Origin of the sequence: Edaphobacter bradus, from assembly GCF_025685645.1 — a bacterium.
Lineage (GTDB): Bacteria > Acidobacteriota > Terriglobia > Terriglobales > Acidobacteriaceae > Edaphobacter > Edaphobacter bradus.
Window position 1 is genome coordinate 36,816 of the sequence record NZ_JAGSYF010000001.1, and the last position, 17,723, is coordinate 54,538.

A 17,723-nucleotide genomic window follows, 5' to 3' on the forward strand; every position below is an offset into this window, starting at 1 on the left:
CCTTGTCAACGCGCTTCTGCGGAACTACATTGAAGACGAACGAGCGCCTGCCACTCGTCCGTCTCCCACCGGCCTACAACATCAAAGATGTCTTACAGGAGCCGTCATGCACTTGAACGATCTCTCTTCCTGTAGTTCCTTCACGCGCCGTTCTTTCCTTCGCTCTGCCTCTGCTGTGCTCGCCGTCGGCCCCATCCTCACCGAGGCACACTTCGCCCGCGCCGCCGCCCTCGACGCAGCCGTCCCTGAGTTCTCCATGAAGGGCATCCACCTCGATGCCAACGAGAACCCCCTCGGCCCGAGCGAAGCCGCACGCAAGGCCATCGCCGACATCATTCCCAACGGCGGACGGTACGCGCCTCCTCTCTACTTCGATCTCATGAAGCTCTACGCCGAGCAGATGGGAGTCCCCGTCGACCACGTGCAGGTCTACGATGGCTCGAGCGCGCCGCTTCACTTCACCGTGCTCTCCTTCACTTCGCCCACACGCAGCTTTGTCTGCGCCAACCCAACCTACGAGGCAGGCCAGCGCGCCGCCGAGATCGCCAAGGCTCCTATCCATGCCGTGTCGCTCGCCAAGGACTACTCCCATGACGTCCGCGTCATGGCCAAAGCCGACCCTAACGCCGGGCTCATCTACATCTGCAACCCCAACAACCCCACCGGAACCATCACCAGTAAAGAGGACATCGACTGGCTGGTCGCCAACAAGCCCGCCAGCGCAGTCATCCTGGTCGATGAGGCCTACATCCATCTCTCCGACGCCACCTCGGCCATTGATCACGTCAAGGCCGGCAAGGACGTCGTCATCCTCCGCACATTCTCCAAGATCTACGGTATGGCCGGTATCCGCTGCGGCTTCGCCATCGGCCGCCCCGACCTGCTCAAGAAGCTTATGGACTACGGCAATTCGCCGATGCCTATCACCGGCATGATCGCCGCGCAGGCCAGCCTTATGGACTCCGACCTCGTGACTGCGCGCAAGAAGCTCATCGCCGACACGCGCAACGACGCCTTTGCCTGGCTCAGGGCCAACAACTACTCGTTCATCCCCTCGCAGACCAACTGCTTCATGATCGACGTCAAGCGCCCCGGTCCGCAGATTCGCAACCTTATGGCGCAGGACGGAGTTCACATCGGCCGTAGCTGGCCGATCTGGCCGAATTACGTCCGCGTCACCGTCGGCCTGCCGTCGGAGATGCAGGCCTTCAAGACCTCCTTCAAGAAGGCGATGGACACACCTGCCGCCGCCTTCAACGAGATGCCACCGCTCCGCTCACGCCGCGACGGCGTGGTCGTATGACTTGCTCTGGTAGAAGATAGGAAAAGTCCGGTCTCCTGGTCCTGCACGAGGTCCGTCGCAGCTTTTGCTGCTATCCTTTGAGAGGACGTGCGTTTGGTTTGATCGCAAAGAGCGTCTTGCGTCCCCCCATCAAGATCCCCCTCAGCCCAGGCTGACGGAGTGCTGTCGCGCGGACGAATCGCCCAGCAGGAAGGCAATACTTTGAGTAACTCAGATTCCCCCACGGCCTGGCAATTGGCCGCAACCCGCCTCGCGCACTGGCATCAGAACGCCCAGCCGCTGCTGACCCTCGAGGCCCTGCGCGACTGGATCAGCGTCTCTGGCCTCGTTCTCTACGCGCCACGCGCTCAGCAACTCCCCACGCCTGCGCCCAGCTTCGTCGAGGCCGTTCTGGGAGCAGCAAACGCAGCTCCCACGCTCGCGGAGACAGAAGAGCCGCGCAGCCTCCTCACCCGGCTCATCGCCGAGGGAGCCGTGATTCCGCTCAGCCTGCTCGGCACGCAGAGCGGAAGCGAAACGCCGGACTTCCTCGTCTCGCCCGCGGCGTTCTCCTTCATCTTCACCCTGCGCGGCGACAAGGCCTGGAAGCAGCCTCCCGCGACCAGCGGGGCTACAAAGGTCTCGCCGCTGGCTCTCGCTGCCTACAACCTGCTCGCGCAAAAGGTCACGCTCTCGGCTTACGACCTTGCCACTGAACTTGGCAAGGAGGTCACTGAGACCGCCGTCCTCCGCGCGCTCACCGAACTCTGGCAGCATCTTCGTGTTCTCCCGGTTCTTCAGCCCGACGGCGCGGCCACGCTATGGGAGCTCACCACGACGCGCTACACCCGCCAGATTAAAGCCGGAGCCAACGCCGGACAGCCTACCGCGCTCTCCGCGCTCATCTCTCTCTACCTCGGCCAGGCGATTCTTCCTACAGAAGAAGAAGTTGAGACCTTCCTCTCGCCTCTCACTGCACGTTCTCGCATCCGCGAGGTCGTCCACGCGCTGGTCGCCGCGCGCCAACTCGAAACGATTGTGATCGAGGGCAAGACCGCTCTCCACATCACAGGCGAACTCCCGACATTCGAACCGGTCGCAGTTCTGGCGCCTGAAGAGGCCGAGTCTGCTATCGTCGCCACAACTGAGGAAGAAGTGCCGCAGAGTCCGCGTATCGGCAAGTTCGTTCCGAAGCCACGTCGCGATCAGGGCGGATTCGCGTCGCGCCCAGCGGCTCGATCCTTCGATCGCACAGACCGCGAGCGCCGGCCTTTCCGGCGCGAAGCGAAGCCCGATTACACCAAACCGTGGGACGAAGAGAAGACTAGGCGAGCAGCTCGCCCGTTCAATCCAACCGATTCAGAAGGTATAGGAACGGAGAGTTCGGATCGCCCGCGCAGGTTCGATCGCCCAGCCAAGCCATACGGTTCGCGCCCCTCGTTCGGATCGAAAGCCGCAGGAAAATTTGGCGGCAAGCCGTCGTTCCGCCGCGACGACAGAGAGAGCGAATCCGGCGAGCGCAAGCCCTTCAAGAAGCCGTTTTCCAGCCGCGAAGGTTCCCCGCGCAAGCGTGAAGACTTCGGTCAGTCACGTCCTCCCCGCCGTGATTTCGGAGAGTCGCGCCCGCCGCGCCGCGACTTCAGTGAATCACGTCCTCCCCGGCGGGACTTTGGAGAGTCGCGTCCGCCGCGCCGCGACTTTGGTGAGTCACGTCCTCCTCGGCGGGACTTTGGAGAGTCGCGTCCGCCTCGCCGCGACTTTGGTGAGTCACGTCCTCCTCGGCGGGACTTTGGAGAGTCGCGTCCGCCCCGTCGTGACTTCGGTGGCTCGAAGCCTGCCTTCTCGCCCCGCCGTGGCGAGCGGCAGGAGTTTGGTCCTCGCTCGGATCGTCCGGCTCGCAAATTTGCTCCTCGTGGCAAGGACATTGATCGCGCGCCCTCAGGCGAGGCGTCGGAGCGCCCGACACGTTTTGCGGCTCAAGGTGATTCGGAAGCTCCACGCCGCAGCTTCGGCGCGAAGAAGCCCTTCGCAAAATCCGGCGGCGGCTTCGCCGGCAAGCCGAAGAGCTTTGGCGGCAAGAAGAAGTTTGGAGAAAAGGGCAAGCCGGGGTTTTCCTCAGCGAAGCCGTATGGTAAAAAGCCATTCGGCAAGTCCGGAGGTAAGTCTGCTCCCGGGAGCGACAAGCCTGCAGGCAAGTCCGGTCCGTTCCAGAAGTTCATGGGCGAGAAGAAACCCTTTGCCAAGCGCAAGCCGAGACCTGAATGACCTCAACGCCGCAAGCCTCACCGACAGCTAACACGAAGCGCCAGCGTCCCGTAATTGCAATCGACGGCCCTGCGGGCGCAGGCAAGAGCACGCTCGCCGCTCATCTTGCACGCCGCTTCGGATTCCTGAACCTCGAAACCGGCGCGATGTACCGCGCGCTCGCTCTCAAGGCCATCGAGAGCGATCTCTCGTTTGACGATGAAGCGCCTTTGCTTGATCTCGCAGCATACACGCGAATCTCGCTTGAGCCGCAGTTCGAGGGCAATCGCGTCGTGCTCGATGGCATCGACGTCTCGCGCCGCGTGCGCGACTCCGACGTGACTGAGGCGGCCTCCCGCGTCTCTGTCCATCCGCATCTTCGCGCCTGGATGGTCGAACAGCAGCGAGCACTCGGCGCCGCCGGCGGGGTAGTTATGGAGGGCCGTGACATCGGGACCGCTGTCTTCCCCGATGCCGAGGTCAAGATCTTCCTCGACGCTTCGCCCGAGGTTCGTGGCGACCGCCGCTATCGCCAGGTTATTTCACCATCGAACGCTCTGGAGAGGCCGGCTATGCAACGAACTCCAGGGGCTGAGGCGGCTCAGCAGGCAATTCTTCGTGATCTGAAAGAGCGCGACGAACGGGACCGCAACCGTGTCGAATCGCCCCTCAAGCCGGCACCGGACGCCGTTGTCCTCGATTCGACCACGATGACTTTGGAGGAGGTTCTCGCCCGTGCCGAGGAGATCGTCCGTTCGCATCTTGCATAGCGTGGAGGCATAGCGTGGGAAAGATATTCCCCTATGCGGCTCGCCAGAGGCCGAAGTGCCCTCAAACCCTTTACTATCAAGTTAACTTTGGGTCGGAATTGCAACATAAACAGTGCAAATCAAAAGATTTCTGAAAAAACTTGCCGGTTATGCTAACCTTCACACATCGTTTGAAACAGATTGGTTTTCTGCAACGCTCGGCATATGCGAAACCCCGATTTGGATCTAGCGGCAATCTCAGCAGTAAACGAGGAAAAGAAACATCATGGAACAGGGAACGGTAAAGTGGTTTAACGATGCCAAGGGGTTTGGCTTTATCAGCCGCCAGAACGGCGAGGATGTGTTTGTGCATTACTCGGCGATCAACTCGAGCGGCTTCAAGAGCCTCCAGGAAGGCCAGGCAGTTCAATTCAACGTGGTCAAGGGACCTAAGGGCTGGCAGGCGTCCGACGTTCAGCCTCTGTAAGTTCCAGTCAACCGTCAGTTTCCTCTGAAGTTCTGTTTTATTTCAAATTTTCGAGGCTAGCTCGACCTAAGTTCGAGCAAAGGGACGGCTTCCGTCCCTTTGCTCATTTAAGCCATTATTTTGACGTGTTACCAGCGGAGAGAGTTTTCGCCGATTACCAACCCGAGCCATCGGCGATCTGATTTAGTCGTCGGAGCCGGCTGTACCGAGTGCGACGTCGATCAGGGTCTTCTCCTCGATATCGTGTGCCTTGGCCGAGCCGGTGGCAGGGGTCGCGCTGGCGCTGCGTTTGACGCTTAGCACAGCGCGGTCGCGGGCGACACGGCGGAGAAGCGGCATCACGTAGAAGAAAGCGCCCATGTTGGCCGGCTCTTCCTGGACCCAGACGATTTCCTCGGCGTTGGGATGCTGGTCGAGCGCGGCCTGCAGCTCCTCTTCGGGCCACGGATACATCTGCTCGAGAAAGATGATGCCGACGCTCTTGTCCTTGCGCTTTTCGCGTTCGACGCGGAGATTGTGGCCGATCTTGCCGCTGCAGACCAGCAGACGGCGAGGGTTCTCAACCTCGTTGTCGGGAAGCACGTTCAGGAAGCGGTCGCGCCCGAAGTCAGCGAGCGTTGATGAGGCGTCGGGGTGGCGCAGCATGCTCTTCGGCGTAAAGACGATGAGTGGCTTGCGCCATGAACGCATCGCCTGACGGCGCAGCAGGTGGAAGTACTGCGCGGCGTTCGACGGCTGGCAGATCTGGATGTTGTCGTTGGCCGCGAGTTGCAGGTAGCGCTCGATGCGCGCGCTCGAGTGCTCCGGGCCCTGGCCCTCGTAGCCGTGCGGAAGCAGCAGGACGACGCCGGAGAGCAGGCCCCATTTTGCCTCGCTGGCGGCGATGAACTGGTCGATGATGATCTGCGCGCCGTTGGCGAAGTCGCCGAACTGCGCCTCCCAGAGCACAAGGGCCTCGGGATAGTCGCGCGAGAAGCCGTACTCAAAGCCGAGAACGGCGGCCTCGGAGAGCAGGGAGTTGTAGACCTCAAACCGTGCCTGATCTTTGGTGAGGTGCGAGAGAGGCATGTAGCGGAGCTCAGTCTCGGTGTCGACCATGACGGCGTGGCGCTGGTTGAAGGTTCCGCGCTGCGAGTCCTGGCCGGTTAGGCGCACCAGAGTCCCGGCTTCGAGCAGGGAGGCGAAGGCGACGAGCTCAGCCATGCCGTAGTCGAAGGGTCGCTTGCCCTCGCCCATCTCGAGGCGTTGCTCGAGGAGCTTCTTCACCTTGGGATGAATGTGGAAGCCCTCAGGGTAAGCAGTGAGACGCTTCGTGAGTTCGAGGACGCGTTCAGCGGAGAGGCCGGTTGTGACCTCATCGGTGGGGTCGAACTCGCCGCCCTTATAGGCATCCCAGTAGCTGGGCAGCTCGTGAAGTTTCGGCTTGTGGTCTGCCTTGGTGGCAGCCTTCTGGTCGTCGAGCAGTTCCTTCTGGACATCCTGCGCCTCTTCGGTGGGATCGACACCGATGCTCTTCGCGTAGAGCTGGTAGAGCGGCGGGCGGTCTTTGATGACGGCGTAGCGGCGCGGCTGCGTGACGGTCGGGTCGTCGACCTCGCTGTGTCCGTGGCGGCGATAGCCGACGAGATCGACGACGATGTCGGAGTGGAAGCGCTGGCGATATGCGGTGGCGATGGCGGCGACGCGGACGACGGCATCGGGATCTTCGGCGTTGACGTGGAAGATCGGGATGGGAAGCCGCTTGGCGATGTCGGTAGAGAAACGCGAGGAGTTGGACTCTTCGGGGATCGCGGTGAATCCGAGAAGGTTGTTGACGATCACGTGAATCGTTCCGCCGACGTTGTAACCGTGCAGGGTTGCCATGTTAAGCGTCTCGGCGAGGACGCCTTGGCCGGCGAAGGCCGCGTCGCCGTGGATGATGAGCGGAAGGATGGCCCGCTTGCCTCCCTTGCCGATGCGCTCCTGCTTGGCGCGCGTGCGGCCGAGCACAACGGGATCGATGGCTTCGAGGTGGCTCGGGTTCGAGGCTAGATGGATGTTGATGACCTTGCCGTCGGGCGAGGTGTAGTCGCCGGTTGCGCCGACGTGATACTTCACATCGCCGCCGCCCATGGTGCTGCGCGGATCGACGTCTTCGAACTTGGTGAAGATCTCAGAGGGCGCGCGACCGACGGTGTTGGTCATCACGTTGAGCCGGCCGCGATGGCTCATCGCGATCATCATCTTTTCGACGCCGAGTCCGGAGCTGACTTCGAGCACGCGGTCGAGAAAGGGGATCAGCGCTGTGAGTCCTTCGAGCGAGAAGCGCTTGGTACCTAGGTAGCGCGACTGGATCACCTGCTCGAAGAGATCGGCATGGATGAGCTGCGTGAGGATGTGCTTCTGATTCTCCTTCGCGGGCTGGCGCTCCATCTGCTCTTCGAGCCACTGGCGCTGCTCGGGACTGGCGATGTGCATGAACTCTGCGGCGATGGTTCCGCAGTAGTAGCTGCGCGCTTCGGCGGCCAGTTCGCCTTCAGGCGTGGGCGTGGGAAACGGCTCGGGCGGAAGGTACTGGCCAAGCGGATCAAGTGAGGCCTGCAGGTATCCCCAGCGGCGAAAGATATCGAAGATGACTTCACGTTCATTTTGTTCAACTGCGGTTGCCTGCTGGAGCGGCTCTGCCTTTGTAGCCATTTCTTCCTCTATGTGCGAACAGTCATTGGTTCGCGGTCTGAATTACAACGGTCTTCGCGCTGATCTTCGCGATCCGATGCGTCACTTTTTATGCTAGACCTTTCGGAGTCATGTGGCATCCCCTACGTAGCGCAGGGCGCCGATTATCGGCTGCATGTTCCTCGATCGCCATCGGCTGCCAGGAAGAAGGCATTTCGCGCAATCGCGCAAGATATTCCATGATAGCGGCTTAGGGGCCGGCTCCGGCTAAGCCAGGACTTCGCTGCGGGTAAGAGATTCGGAAGCCATGGCGAGCATCTGGGTGAAGATGAGGCTCCGGCTTCTATAGTTGAGGCATGACAGTTACGCGGGGCAGGTTTCCGTGGCGGCTTGTGGGGATGATGGTCGCCTTGCTGGCGGGCACCCTGGCGTGGGGGCAGACGCCCGAAAGTGGACAAGCGGCGGGTGAGGCTGCGGGGCAGAGTCTACCGGCGGGAAGCGAGGAGCGTCCGCTGCCGGATGTGGCTGCGCTGATGCATGCTGTCGAGACGAATCAGAGGACTTCGGAGGCGGTGCTGAAGGACTACCTGTATCGCGAGGTGGTGACGGAGGAGAAGGACGACAGTCACGGTGCGGCGAAGAAGACGCAGTCGAATGAGTACGACATCTTCTGGCTGAACGGAGTCCAGGTGCACAAGCTGGTGAAGAAGGATGGCAAGGAGCTGACGGCCGAGGAGCAGAAGAAACAGGATGAGGAGATCGACAAGCAGGTCGCCAAGGCAAAGGAGAGGCGGAGCAAGGCCGATGCCAAGGGAGAGGAGACGGACTCGCACGGGAATGAGGAGGTGACGGTGTCGAGGCTGCTGACGCTGGGAAGCTTTTCGAATCCGCGGCGGGTGACGATGGATGGGCGCGACACGATTACGGTGGATTTTGTGGGCGATCCGAAGGCGAAGACGCGGAACAGGACGGAAGAGTTGATCCGCGACCTGGCGGGGACGGTGTGGATCGATGAGCAGGACCGCACGATTGCGAGGGTCGAAGGACGGTTTGAGAAGGCGTTCAAGATTGGTGCGGGCATGCTGGTGAACATCAAGCAGGGGACGACTTTTTCTTTCGAGCAGAAGAAGGTGAATGGCGAGGCATGGCTGCCGGTGCGCTGGGATGGCGAAGGAGCGGTGCGGGCGATGCTGTTCTTCAACTTCAACGGAAAGGTCCGCGGGGTGGACTCGGACTACAGGAAGTTCAAGGCGACGGCGACGATTCTGCCAGGGATTGGCAAGGTGGAACCGGGGGAAGAGGCTTTACCGCAGTAATCAGTAGGACGAGAATACAAAACCGGAATCGGTCTTTACGGCTCTCACGGGAAGTGTGGTTGTCTTTCTGAGAAATCTGCGAGGTTGTCATGCGCTTATCGAGTCGATCGGCCTTGTCTTTGCATGTTTTTTGCTTGGTCTTGCTTGCGCCGGCTATGGTCGGGCGCGCAGCCTGGGCCCAGAGTCCATCTGGAGGAAGAGACGCCGGGAATGGGGGAGTTGCGGCAGAGTGTGCATGAGCTTGCGCAGCGAGTCGCGCACTCGAGGCGCAGCTCAGGGAACAACAGGCGCAGAGGATGGCGATGCTGCCGGAGAGTTCGGCTGCGACGCAGGCGACGACGGCTCTGGCTGAGAGCGTTGCCGAGGTAGGGCGGGGCGGTGGGGCGAAGGCGCCGGGGGGTGGTGGTCGACCATCCGGTACAAACTGCAACGGCGAATGCGCAGAGACTGCCGGTGCCGACGCAGCTTCCGGGTGGGGCGACACTGAACTACTTGTTTGACGGCTACTATGGGTACGACTTCAACCATCCACTGGGAAGGGTGCAGTATCTGCGCGCGTATGACGTGCTGAGCAATGCGTTCAGTGTCAATCAGGCGGATGTGGTGCTGGCGCTTGATCCGGATGTGGCCAATGGGCGGCGCTAAGGAGTGCGGCTGGACCTGCAATTCGGACAGGCGACCGAGACGCTGCAGGGGAATCCTGCAAACGAGCCGAGGCCAGAGATCTACCGGAACCTCTTCCAGGTGTATGGGACGTACATCTTTCCGCTTAAGCGCGGGCTGACAGTGGATGTGGGGAAGTGGTCGACTCGATCGGGATCGAAGGGAACTACACAAGGACCAGATGAACTACACGCGCTCGTTCTACTACGACTACCTGCCCTTCTACCATACGGGCGTCAGGGCGAACTTCAAGATGAACGGCAAGCTCGCCGTGAACTACTGGATCGTAATGGAACTCAGCAGTCTGAGCCGACGAACTCGTTCAAGGATGAGCTGTTCGGGTATGTGTATACGCCGACTCCAAAGATCGCATGGACAATGAACTACTACCTGGGTCAGGAGCATCCTGACACGTTGCCTGCAACGAACTGCGGAACGACGCCGGTACAGCCGGGGTTGTGCCTGACGCCAGTGAGTCCTGCTCCGGATGGCAAGCAGCATATCTTCGACAGCTATGTGACCTGGAATCCGTCGGAGAAGCTGTCGTTTGCGCTGGAAGGAGACTACGTCATCTCACGGGAGTGGGGGACTGCCGGGCCAGGGATGTCGTCTGCGCCATCGCACGTGGACGGAGGCGCGGCATATGTGCGGTATCAGTGGAGGCCGAAGCAGGCCCTGGCCGCAAGGACGGAGTATCTTTCAGACCGTGGTGGACTGTTTAGCGGAACGACGCAGGCACTCAAGGAGTTCACCGGGACGTATGAGTACAGGGTGACGGAGGGGCTTATGACTCGGTTGGAGTACCGGCGCGACTGGACGAACGTGCCTTTCTTCTTGACGAACAAGCCGAACGTGCTCGCGGCACATCAGACTACGGCTACGGTGGGGCTTGTCTGGTGGTATGGGGGCAAGCAGGGAGCGTGGTAGCTGCTACGGCTACGAATGGTCAGGAGCGTGAGGGGTGATCTCTTTCGCGTAGATCTGGTAGGTGGCTCTGGGAGATTCATCGCCCTTGTGGAGGGCGCGAACGCGGGCGCGAATGGCTTCGTCGGCTGCTGTGATGCGCTCGCGGGAGCGGAGGAAGTCGAGCCATGACTCCATGATGAAGGTTTCGTTGAGATGCTCGGGGTTGATGGCGTCGCGGTAGATTCCCCAACGGATGGCTCCGTCGCGCAGGCGGACTTTGCGCAGCTGGTGGATGGCGTGGGTGAACTCGGCGTAGTTCTCGGCCGGGATGCAGTAGTCGATGGAGATGCGGACGGGGCCGGCGTGGATGGGGTCGTCGGCGAGCTGAGGGTCGCCATCGGGGAATGCGGGTTGCGGTGCGGGGCGTCTTGCCGGGAAAGGCGTGTGGTCGGGGATAGGACCCTTGAGGATGTGGAAGCTGCGAGTGAGCGGATAGGTGATCGCGAGCCCAATAGCCGAAACCGCGAGAGCAACCGAGGTTGAGGTGTGTTCCGCAACGTATCCCCAGAGGACGGAGCCGAGCGCCATTCCTCCCTGGAAGGTCATCAGGTAGGTTCCGAGCGCGCGTGCCTGCACCCAGGCCGGCACGGAGAGTTGAACCGAGGTGTTGAGCGTGGACATGGTGCTGGTCCAGACAAAACCGGAGAGGATGAGCGCCGGGATGATGACTGAGGGATAGTGCGCGAAGGCCAGGATCAGCAATGTGATGACGTCGTAGAAGGTGGCGAAGGCGATGATCTGGTCGGCAGTGAAGCGTCGTCGGACACGCGGCAGCAGCATGGCGCCCATGACCGCTCCTGCGCCGAGGGAGCCGTTGAGGATGCCGTAGCCGAGCGCGCCCTGGTTCAGATCTTTCTTAGCGACGACGGCCAGGAGCGCCCAAATGGCCGAGATGAAGAAGGGAAAGGTGAAGGCGCGGGCGAGCGAGGCCTGCAGCTCCGGCGCGTAACGAACGTAGCGCAGCCCGGTAAGGATGGAGCCGGCGATGCGCTCCGAAGGCAACGCCGATTTGAAGAGCGGCGTGCGCTTCCAGTTGAAGAGAACCCAGATGACGCCGGCAAACGAGAGTGCGTTGAGGAGAAAGACCGCTCCTGCGCCGAAGTAGACGCGTTGAAAGGCTGCGACGAGCAGGCCGCCGAGCGCGGGCCCGACGGCGCGAGCGATGTTGTTGGAAGCGGCGTTGAGCGAGACCGAGTCAGGGATGAGCTCGCGGGGGACGAGTTCGGGAACGATGGCCTGCCAGGCTGGGTTGTTCATCGCCGAGCCAATGTTCAGTAGGAAGGTGAAGGCGAGCAGTGCCCAGGGAGTGATGTAGCCAATGAAGGTGAGCAGCGCGAGGACCGCCACTGAAATCAGCATCCAGGCCTGCCAGAAGATGAGCAGCTTGCGGCGGTCGAAGATGTCTGCCGTGGCTCCGGCGAGCAGGCCGAGCAGAAGCACGGGCAGGCTGGCCGCGGTCTGCATGAGGGCGACGAGCAGAGGCGAGGCGGTGAGCGAGGTCATCAGCCAGGTTCCAGCTGTGTCCTGCATCCAGGTTCCAACGGAGGAGACGGTGGAGGCGATCCAGCGGTCGCGGAAGAGCGGGATGCGAAGGGGTGCGAAGCCGCTCGGGGCCGGGTTGGCGACTGCAACCGTTGGGCCTGTGTTTGGGGTCTCGAAGGGCATTCCTGTTCCAGTTTACGAGATGCAGCAAAGAGACCCGCCTGGAAGCTCGAGAGCGAGTGCGACAATAGAGACAACTCGCATGACGCTTCGCGCTCTTACGCTGCTGCTCTTAACGACCCTTACGGGATGTGGCTACCACCAGGCCGGTTCGGCGACTCACCTTCCGCCCAACGTCGCCACGGTTGGGGTGCCCGTATTCGCAACACATGTGCAGGCTTACCGGACGGAGATGGCTTTTACTCAGGCTGTAGTGCATGAACTGAACACACGCACGCGGTACAGGGTGCTTACCAGCGACACGGCCGATGCGGACGCGACGCTACGAGGGACGATCCTCTCCGAGACGATTGCGCCACTGACCTACGACGCTACGACGAGCCAGTCGTCGAGCTACATGGTGACGGTGACGGCGAAGGTGGTGCTTACGGAACGCGATGGCAGGGTGCTCTATGAAAATGACGCCATCACCTTCCGCGAACAGTACCAATCGACGCAGGACCTGAATGGGTTTATTCAGGAGGGTTCGCCCGCGATTACGCGGATGTCGCGTGACTTTGCCCAAGCTGTGGTGAGCGATCTGCTGGAGTCGTTCTAGTTATGGTGCAAGCCTGTTGGCGAATTTGTCTGCAGGCTTCATAGTAGAGAGAGCCCCCTTTCCGAAGGGGTCGTGTGTTTATGCCCACCTCACTTCGCAGCTTTGCCGCAACGGACCGCTTCGTAACAGAGATCGCTTCTCCGTCTACGATTCGGCCGGGTTACGTTCTGGCTGGGGACGAGGTGTTTCTGTATGACCGCTGCCGCAAGGCTGTGCTGACGGCGCTGGTTCCGGAGGGGGCGCGAGATTTTGCGCTGCATGACCTGGACCTGGCAGAGACCAGCATCTTCGAGGTGCTCGACCGGGCGCAGACTCCTTCGCTGATGGCGCCGTTTCAGGTGCTCTTTGTGCGCGGCTTGAAGGGGCTCTATGGGCGGGGGAGCAAGAAGGAAGAGTTTGCGGCCATCGATGCCTATTTCCGCTCGCCAAACCCGCAGGCTCTGATTCTCTTTGTCGCGGATCATCTCCGGATTCCGGCGGACCTGCGCAAGATGGATTACCAGGACAAGGAGCGTTACGAGCGCATCCGCGAGACTCTGGGCGAGTGGTGCGGCATGGTGGAGCTGGCCCGCGTTGAGGAGGGCGACGCGATGCGGTGGGTCGCCGCTACAGCCGAGTCGCGCGGAGTGCGGTTTGAGCAGGACGCCGCGCGCGAGCTGGTAGATGCTCTGGGCGCGGACATGATGATGATCGCCAGCGAGTTTGAGAAGCTGCTGCTCTACGTCGAAGGCAAGGGCAGGGTGACGCTGGGCGACGTCGAGACGATGGTGCTGGCGGCCAAGCAGCGCTCGCTTTATGAGCTGACGGACGCGATCAGCGCGAAAGACAGGCCGCGCGCCCTGGCGCTGCTGCACGGACTGCTGAATGCGTCCGATGGCGGCGAAGACGCGGCGATCGGGCACCTGTATATGCTTGCGCGCACGTTCCGGCAGATGCTCATTATCGCGGAGAAGAATGTCCGCGATTCGCGGGCGATCTGGCAGGTCCTGTGGCAGGGGTTCCGGATGCCGCCGTTTGCCGCCGAAGACCTGATCAAGCAGGCACGCAGGTACAAGTCGCGACGCGAGCTTACGCGGGCGATTCGCCTGGTGGCGCGGGCAGACCTTGAGTTGCGGAGTTCGCCGGCCAATAAGCTGCTGGTGCTGGAGCGGCTGGTTCTCGACCTTTGCACCGAGCCGAAGCCGAGCCGGTATGAGCCGTCGCTGCAGTTTGCGATGGAGCTTTAGGGCGCTTTGACTTGGTCGGCCCATAATTGGTTGGACCTCCATATGGTTTGTGCGTTATTCGACTAGCTATGGTCGATAATAGGACAGATTGATTGACAGCTCCTGCGTGGGAGGCGAAGACTAGTTTTTTGCCATTTCACGCGAAGGAAGCAGCTCCTCAAATTATGAAGACAGCTACGGTTTCGAATCACGCGCAGATGAGTCCTCCGACAACGAACAAGCACCTCATCCGCTGGGTTGAAAAGATGGCGGAGCTGTGCCAGCCGGAGAGCATCTACTGGGTCGACGGCTCAAAGGCTGAGTACGACCGGCTCTGCCAGGAACTAGTGGATGGTGGGACGTTCATCAAGTTGAACCAGAAGCTGTGGCCCGGTTGCTTCTATGCGAGGTCGGCTCCGAACGACGTGGCGCGAGTGGAGGACCGGACGTTCATCTGCTCGCTCTCGAAGGACAACGCCGGGCCCACGAACAACTGGGAAGATCCGTTTGTGATGCGGCGCAAACTGAAGGAGCTCTTCAGAGGTGCGATGCGCGGAAGGACGATGTATGTTCTGCCATTCAGCATGGGGCCGGTTGGCTCGCCGATGTCGCAGATCGGTGTGCAACTGACTGACTCGCCGTATGTGGTTGTGAACATGCGCATCATGGCGCGGATCGGCAAGGCGGTGTTCGCCGAGATCGACAAGGACGAGAAGCGCGTTGTGCCGTGCATGCACACCGTCGGCGCTCCGCTGGAGCCGGGGCAGGAGGACGTTCCGTGGCCGTGTAACGACGAGAAGTACATCGTGCACTTTCCGGAGACACGAGAGATCTGGAGCTATGGCTCAGGTTATGGCGGCAACGCGCTGCTGGGGAAGAAGTGCTTTGCCCTGCGGATCGCCTCGAACATCGCGCGCGATGAAGGCTGGATGGCGGAGCACATGCTCATCCTCGGAGTCGAATCGCCAACGAAGGAGAAGACTTATGTCGCGGCTGCGTTCCCCTCGGCGTGCGGCAAGACGAACTTCGCGATGATGATTCCGCCGGCAGGATTCGATGGGTGGAAGGTGTGGACGGTGGGCGATGACATCGCCTGGATCAAGCCGGATGCCAATGGCCAGCTGCACGCAATCAATCCTGAAGCGGGCTTCTTTGGAGTGGCGCCGGGGACGAGCCCGAAGACGAATCCGAATGCGATGGCGACGCTGAGCAAGAACACGATCTTCACCAATGTCGCGCTGACCCCAGAGGGTGGTGTGTGGTGGGAGGGGATGACGGAGGCTCCGCCGGAGGAGTTGCTGGACTGGCGCGGTAACCGGTGGACGCCGGAGATCGGCAAGACGACGGGGCAGCCGGCAGCACATCCGAATGGGCGGTTTACGGCTCCGGCGAGCCAGTGCCCTTCGATCGATCCCTCGTGGGAGGACCCGAACGGAGTGCCAATCTCGGCGGTCATCTTTGGCGGACGGCGCAGCACGACGATGCCGCTGGTCTACCAGGCGTTCAATTGGTCGGGTGGGGTGTACATGGGGGCGACGATGGGCTCGGAGACGACGGCCGCCGCTGCCGGAGCGACGGGCAAGGTCCGGCGCGATCCGATGGCGATGCTGCCTTTCTGCGGGTACCACATGGGCGACTACTTCCGTCATTGGCTCAAGATGCAGCGGTCGCTTTCCGCGACGCCGAGGGTCTTCCACGTGAACTGGTTCCGGAAGGACGCGAGCGGGAAGTTTCTCTGGCCGGGCTACAGTGACAACATGCGCGTGCTGAAGTGGATCGTCGACCGCGTCCGCGGGCGGGCGCAAGGGAAGGAGACGCCGATCGGCTGGACGCCGCACTTCGAAGACATCAACTGGGCCGGGCTGAAGATTACCCGTGAGCGGCTGAAGGAGCTCTTCGATGAACTCCAGACGGTGGACCGTGCGGCCTGGCGCAGGGAAGTCATGGATCATGAGGAGCTGTTTCTGGCCCTGCACGACCACTTGCCGCCGGAGATGATCTACGAGCGGGAGCTCCTGATCTGTCGGCTATGAGGCTACCCTGAGATGGGAAGAATGCAGCAAGATGCACATTCCTCGTGGTTTAGGAAGATGGGGACAAGCAAAACGAGCCTGATTTTATGACCTAAATCGCTTGACTTCGGGCCATATAAGGACGTATTTTAAAGGAGTGACAGGACTCCCTTCGGGTTGAGTCGGTCATAACGAAGTCCACCCACTTCGTTGCTTTACGGGAACACCCACGCAACAGCCCCCACCGCGCTGCGTGGGTTTCCTTTTTAATGCGTCGTCTTGAGCCATTTGTTGTGGGATGTGTTGACTCACGGCGGCAAACCCTCTAGTCTCGAAGCATGGGATTGATGCGCAACGCGCTTTGTACCTGTTGCCCCTGTTGTATGGGCGATGGTTGCTGCTGCGTTGGATCTCTCCTCACCTAAGCTATCGAATCAGTTTTTACTGAGAGCTCGAGCTTAGACGACCTTCAGGAACCCACGTATCAGCGCTAGTTCGCGATACGTGGGTTTTTCTTTTTGGCACTAGAACAGCATATCCCTAACTAAGGAGCTATATGGCACCCCTCAATCACCGCACTGCAACCGCCGCGCGAATCAATATTGATCTGATCGCCGTTGCGATTGCTCTGACTCTTGCTGCGCTGATCCGCTTCAACGTACTTCCTCCGATCTCCTTCTAGAGACGAATGTCCGCTCACACGATTACGAATCCGGTTGTTGTTCCCGCGCCAACGGCCGCGGCGCGACTCGTGCGCGCGCTGCCGGGGGTGGCGCTGCTGTTTGGAATCGGATTGCTGGGCAAGCTGCTGGAGCATACGTTCACGCAATTGAGGCACTCGCATCCGGGAGTGCCGTTTCCGCACCTGGAGTATGTTCTCTGGGCAATCCTTCTCGGGCTCGGTATCAGCAATACGCTCGGGCTTGCGGAGATCTTTCGGTCCGGGGTCGCCACCTATGAGCTGTGGCTGAAGCTGGGGATTGTGCTGGTGGGAGTGCGGTTTCTCCTGCAGGATATCCTGCACATCGGCGGCCTCTCCCTGGCGCTGGTGGCTGTTGAACTGATGCTGTCACTGTCGGTGATGACGTTGTTGGGAAGGGTGTTCAAGCTGCCGCCCAAGCTGACCTCGCTGCTGGCGATTGGATCGAGCATCTGCGGTGTGACCGCGATTATGGCTGCGCAGGGAGCCATTGAACCGGAAGAAGAGGACACATCGACAGCCATCGCGGCGATTCTGACGCTGGGTGCGATTGCGCTGTTTACCTTTCCGGCGATTGGGCACGTGCTCCATATGAGCCAGCAGGGCTATGGCATGTGGGCCGGGCTTGCCGTGGACAACACCGCCGAATCGCTTGTGACAGGTGCGCTCTATGGCGACGAGGCCGGTCGGTGGACAGTGCTGGCGAAAACGGCACGTTCGGGGTTTATCGGCTTCGTTGTCCTTGCGTATGCGGTGTACTGGTCTTCGCGAGGGCTGGCGCCGGATGTGCCGAACAAGGCGCACTTCCTGTGGCGTAAGTTTCCCAAGTTCATCCTTGGCTTCATCGCGCTCGCGGTGCTTGCGACTGCAGGATTTTTCACCAAGGGACAGCTTGTGAGCCTGGCGAACCTCTCGAAGTGGGCCTTCCTGCCTGCTTTCGCAGGCGTAGGACTGCGCACGAATCTTCGCGATCTGACGAGCCAGGGGTGGCGTCCGCTGATTGTGGGGATCCTCGGCGAGATCTTTATCGCGCTGATTACGCTGGGGCTCGTCTACTGGAGCTACGGGCACGGAGTCGCGCGATGACCCTGATGCGTGTCCATCCTTTCCGCTGTCGTTGTCGCCCCTAAGCGAGAACCAGCCCCTTTTTCCGACAAACCAATAACGCATGCAGCTCGCCGGAG

14 protein-coding genes are annotated in these 17,723 nt (G+C 61.0%); 12 read left to right on the forward strand and 2 right to left on the reverse strand.

Going from position 1 to position 17,723, the window contains the following annotated elements:
• Positions 1-106: 106 nt before the first annotated feature.
• From OHL16_RS00165 to OHL16_RS00180, 4 genes are all read left to right on the forward strand, one after another.
• Positions 107-1,303: a pyridoxal phosphate-dependent aminotransferase gene (locus OHL16_RS00165; protein WP_263365055.1), complete on the forward strand. Its 1,197-nt coding sequence runs from the start codon at positions 107-109 to the stop codon at positions 1,301-1,303.
• A 201-nt stretch (positions 1,304-1,504) separates the two neighbouring features.
• Positions 1,505-3,547: a YML083C domain-containing protein gene (locus OHL16_RS00170; protein WP_263365056.1), complete on the forward strand. Its 2,043-nt coding sequence runs from the start codon at positions 1,505-1,507 to the stop codon at positions 3,545-3,547.
• Entirely contained in the window at positions 3,544-4,296 is a 753-nt protein-coding gene (gene cmk / locus OHL16_RS00175) for a (d)CMP kinase (protein WP_263365057.1), read from the forward strand. Before OHL16_RS00170 ends, cmk begins: the two co-directional genes overlap by 4 nt.
• Positions 4,297-4,561: 265 nt before the next feature.
• A complete protein-coding gene (locus OHL16_RS00180) occupies positions 4,562-4,762 on the forward strand; it encodes a cold-shock protein (RefSeq protein WP_022845525.1) in 201 nt (66 codons plus the stop codon).
• A gap of 183 nt (positions 4,763-4,945) precedes the next feature.
• Here the strand turns inward: OHL16_RS00180 and OHL16_RS00185 are convergent, their stop codons facing one another.
• Positions 4,946-7,438 (reverse strand): 2-oxoglutarate dehydrogenase E1 component, encoded by a 2,493-nt coding sequence (locus tag OHL16_RS00185; RefSeq protein ID WP_263365058.1) that lies wholly within the window; start codon positions 7,436-7,438, stop codon positions 4,946-4,948.
• Positions 7,439-7,773: 335 nt separating this feature from the next.
• Between OHL16_RS00185 and OHL16_RS00190 the strand changes: the two genes are divergently transcribed.
• From OHL16_RS00190 to OHL16_RS00200, 3 genes are all read left to right on the forward strand, one after another.
• The gene (locus OHL16_RS00190) at positions 7,774-8,733 is read left to right on the forward strand and encodes a hypothetical protein (protein WP_263365059.1); all 960 of its coding nucleotides are present in this window, start codon (positions 7,774-7,776) and stop codon (positions 8,731-8,733) included.
• A 453-nt stretch (positions 8,734-9,186) separates the two neighbouring features.
• Positions 9,187-9,378 carry a porin gene (locus tag OHL16_RS00195; protein ID WP_263365060.1) on the forward strand — a complete coding sequence of 64 codons (192 nt, stop codon included), beginning with the start codon at positions 9,187-9,189 and terminating at the stop codon, positions 9,376-9,378.
• 3 nt (positions 9,379-9,381) lie between these two features.
• Entirely contained in the window at positions 9,382-10,323 is a 942-nt protein-coding gene (locus OHL16_RS00200) for a porin (RefSeq protein ID WP_263365061.1), read from the forward strand.
• A gap of 9 nt (positions 10,324-10,332) precedes the next feature.
• Here OHL16_RS00200 and OHL16_RS00205 read toward each other — a convergent pair whose 3' ends face one another.
• On the reverse strand, positions 10,333-12,027 hold the full coding sequence (locus tag OHL16_RS00205; RefSeq protein ID WP_263365062.1) for an MFS transporter: 1,695 nt from the start codon (positions 12,025-12,027) through the stop codon (positions 10,333-10,335).
• A 79-nt stretch (positions 12,028-12,106) separates the two neighbouring features.
• On the opposite strand from OHL16_RS00205, the gene lptE reads away from it, so the two are divergent.
• The 5 genes from lptE to OHL16_RS00230 all read left to right on the forward strand — a co-directional run bounded on the left by lptE (position 12,107) and on the right by OHL16_RS00230 (position 17,625).
• Positions 12,107-12,622, forward strand: coding sequence for an LPS assembly lipoprotein LptE (gene lptE / locus OHL16_RS00210; protein WP_263365063.1), 516 nt, complete (start codon positions 12,107-12,109; stop codon positions 12,620-12,622).
• An 80-nt stretch (positions 12,623-12,702) separates the two neighbouring features.
• Complete coding sequence (holA, locus tag OHL16_RS00215; RefSeq protein ID WP_263365064.1) at positions 12,703-13,848, forward strand: DNA polymerase III subunit delta; 1,146 nt, start codon at positions 12,703-12,705, stop codon at positions 13,846-13,848.
• A gap of 164 nt (positions 13,849-14,012) precedes the next feature.
• On the forward strand, positions 14,013-15,860 hold the full coding sequence (locus OHL16_RS00220; protein WP_263365065.1) for a phosphoenolpyruvate carboxykinase (GTP): 1,848 nt from the start codon (positions 14,013-14,015) through the stop codon (positions 15,858-15,860).
• A gap of 535 nt (positions 15,861-16,395) precedes the next feature.
• A complete protein-coding gene (locus tag OHL16_RS00225; RefSeq protein ID WP_263365066.1) occupies positions 16,396-16,521 on the forward strand; it encodes a hypothetical protein in 126 nt (41 codons plus the stop codon).
• 6 nt (positions 16,522-16,527) lie between these two features.
• Complete coding sequence (locus OHL16_RS00230; protein WP_263365067.1) at positions 16,528-17,625, forward strand: YeiH family protein; 1,098 nt, start codon at positions 16,528-16,530, stop codon at positions 17,623-17,625.
• Positions 17,626-17,723 lie beyond the last annotated feature (98 nt).

What these genes read in the sequence shown, in the direction of transcription:
- cmk (WP_263365057.1), top strand. Translation starts at nt 3,544, where the DNA reads ATGACCTCAACGCCGCAAGCCTCACCGACAGCTAACACGAAGCGCCAG.
- OHL16_RS00190 (WP_263365059.1), top strand. Translation starts at nt 7,774, where the DNA reads ATGACAGTTACGCGGGGCAGGTTTCCGTGGCGGCTTGTGGGGATGATG.
- OHL16_RS00185 (WP_263365058.1), bottom strand. Translation starts at nt 7,438, where the DNA reads ATGGCTACAAAGGCAGAGCCGCTCCAGCAGGCAACCGCAGTTGAACAA.
- OHL16_RS00205 (WP_263365062.1), bottom strand. Translation starts at nt 12,027, where the DNA reads ATGCCCTTCGAGACCCCAAACACAGGCCCAACGGTTGCAGTCGCCAAC.
- holA (WP_263365064.1), top strand. Translation starts at nt 12,703, where the DNA reads ATGCCCACCTCACTTCGCAGCTTTGCCGCAACGGACCGCTTCGTAACA.
- OHL16_RS00230 (WP_263365067.1), top strand. Translation starts at nt 16,528, where the DNA reads ATGTCCGCTCACACGATTACGAATCCGGTTGTTGTTCCCGCGCCAACG.
- OHL16_RS00225 (WP_263365066.1), top strand. Translation starts at nt 16,396, where the DNA reads ATGGCACCCCTCAATCACCGCACTGCAACCGCCGCGCGAATCAATATT.
- OHL16_RS00220 (WP_263365065.1), top strand. Translation starts at nt 14,013, where the DNA reads ATGAAGACAGCTACGGTTTCGAATCACGCGCAGATGAGTCCTCCGACA.
- OHL16_RS00165 (WP_263365055.1), top strand. Translation starts at nt 107, where the DNA reads ATGCACTTGAACGATCTCTCTTCCTGTAGTTCCTTCACGCGCCGTTCT.
- lptE (WP_263365063.1), top strand. Translation starts at nt 12,107, where the DNA reads ATGACGCTTCGCGCTCTTACGCTGCTGCTCTTAACGACCCTTACGGGA.
- OHL16_RS00180 (WP_022845525.1), top strand. Translation starts at nt 4,562, where the DNA reads ATGGAACAGGGAACGGTAAAGTGGTTTAACGATGCCAAGGGGTTTGGC.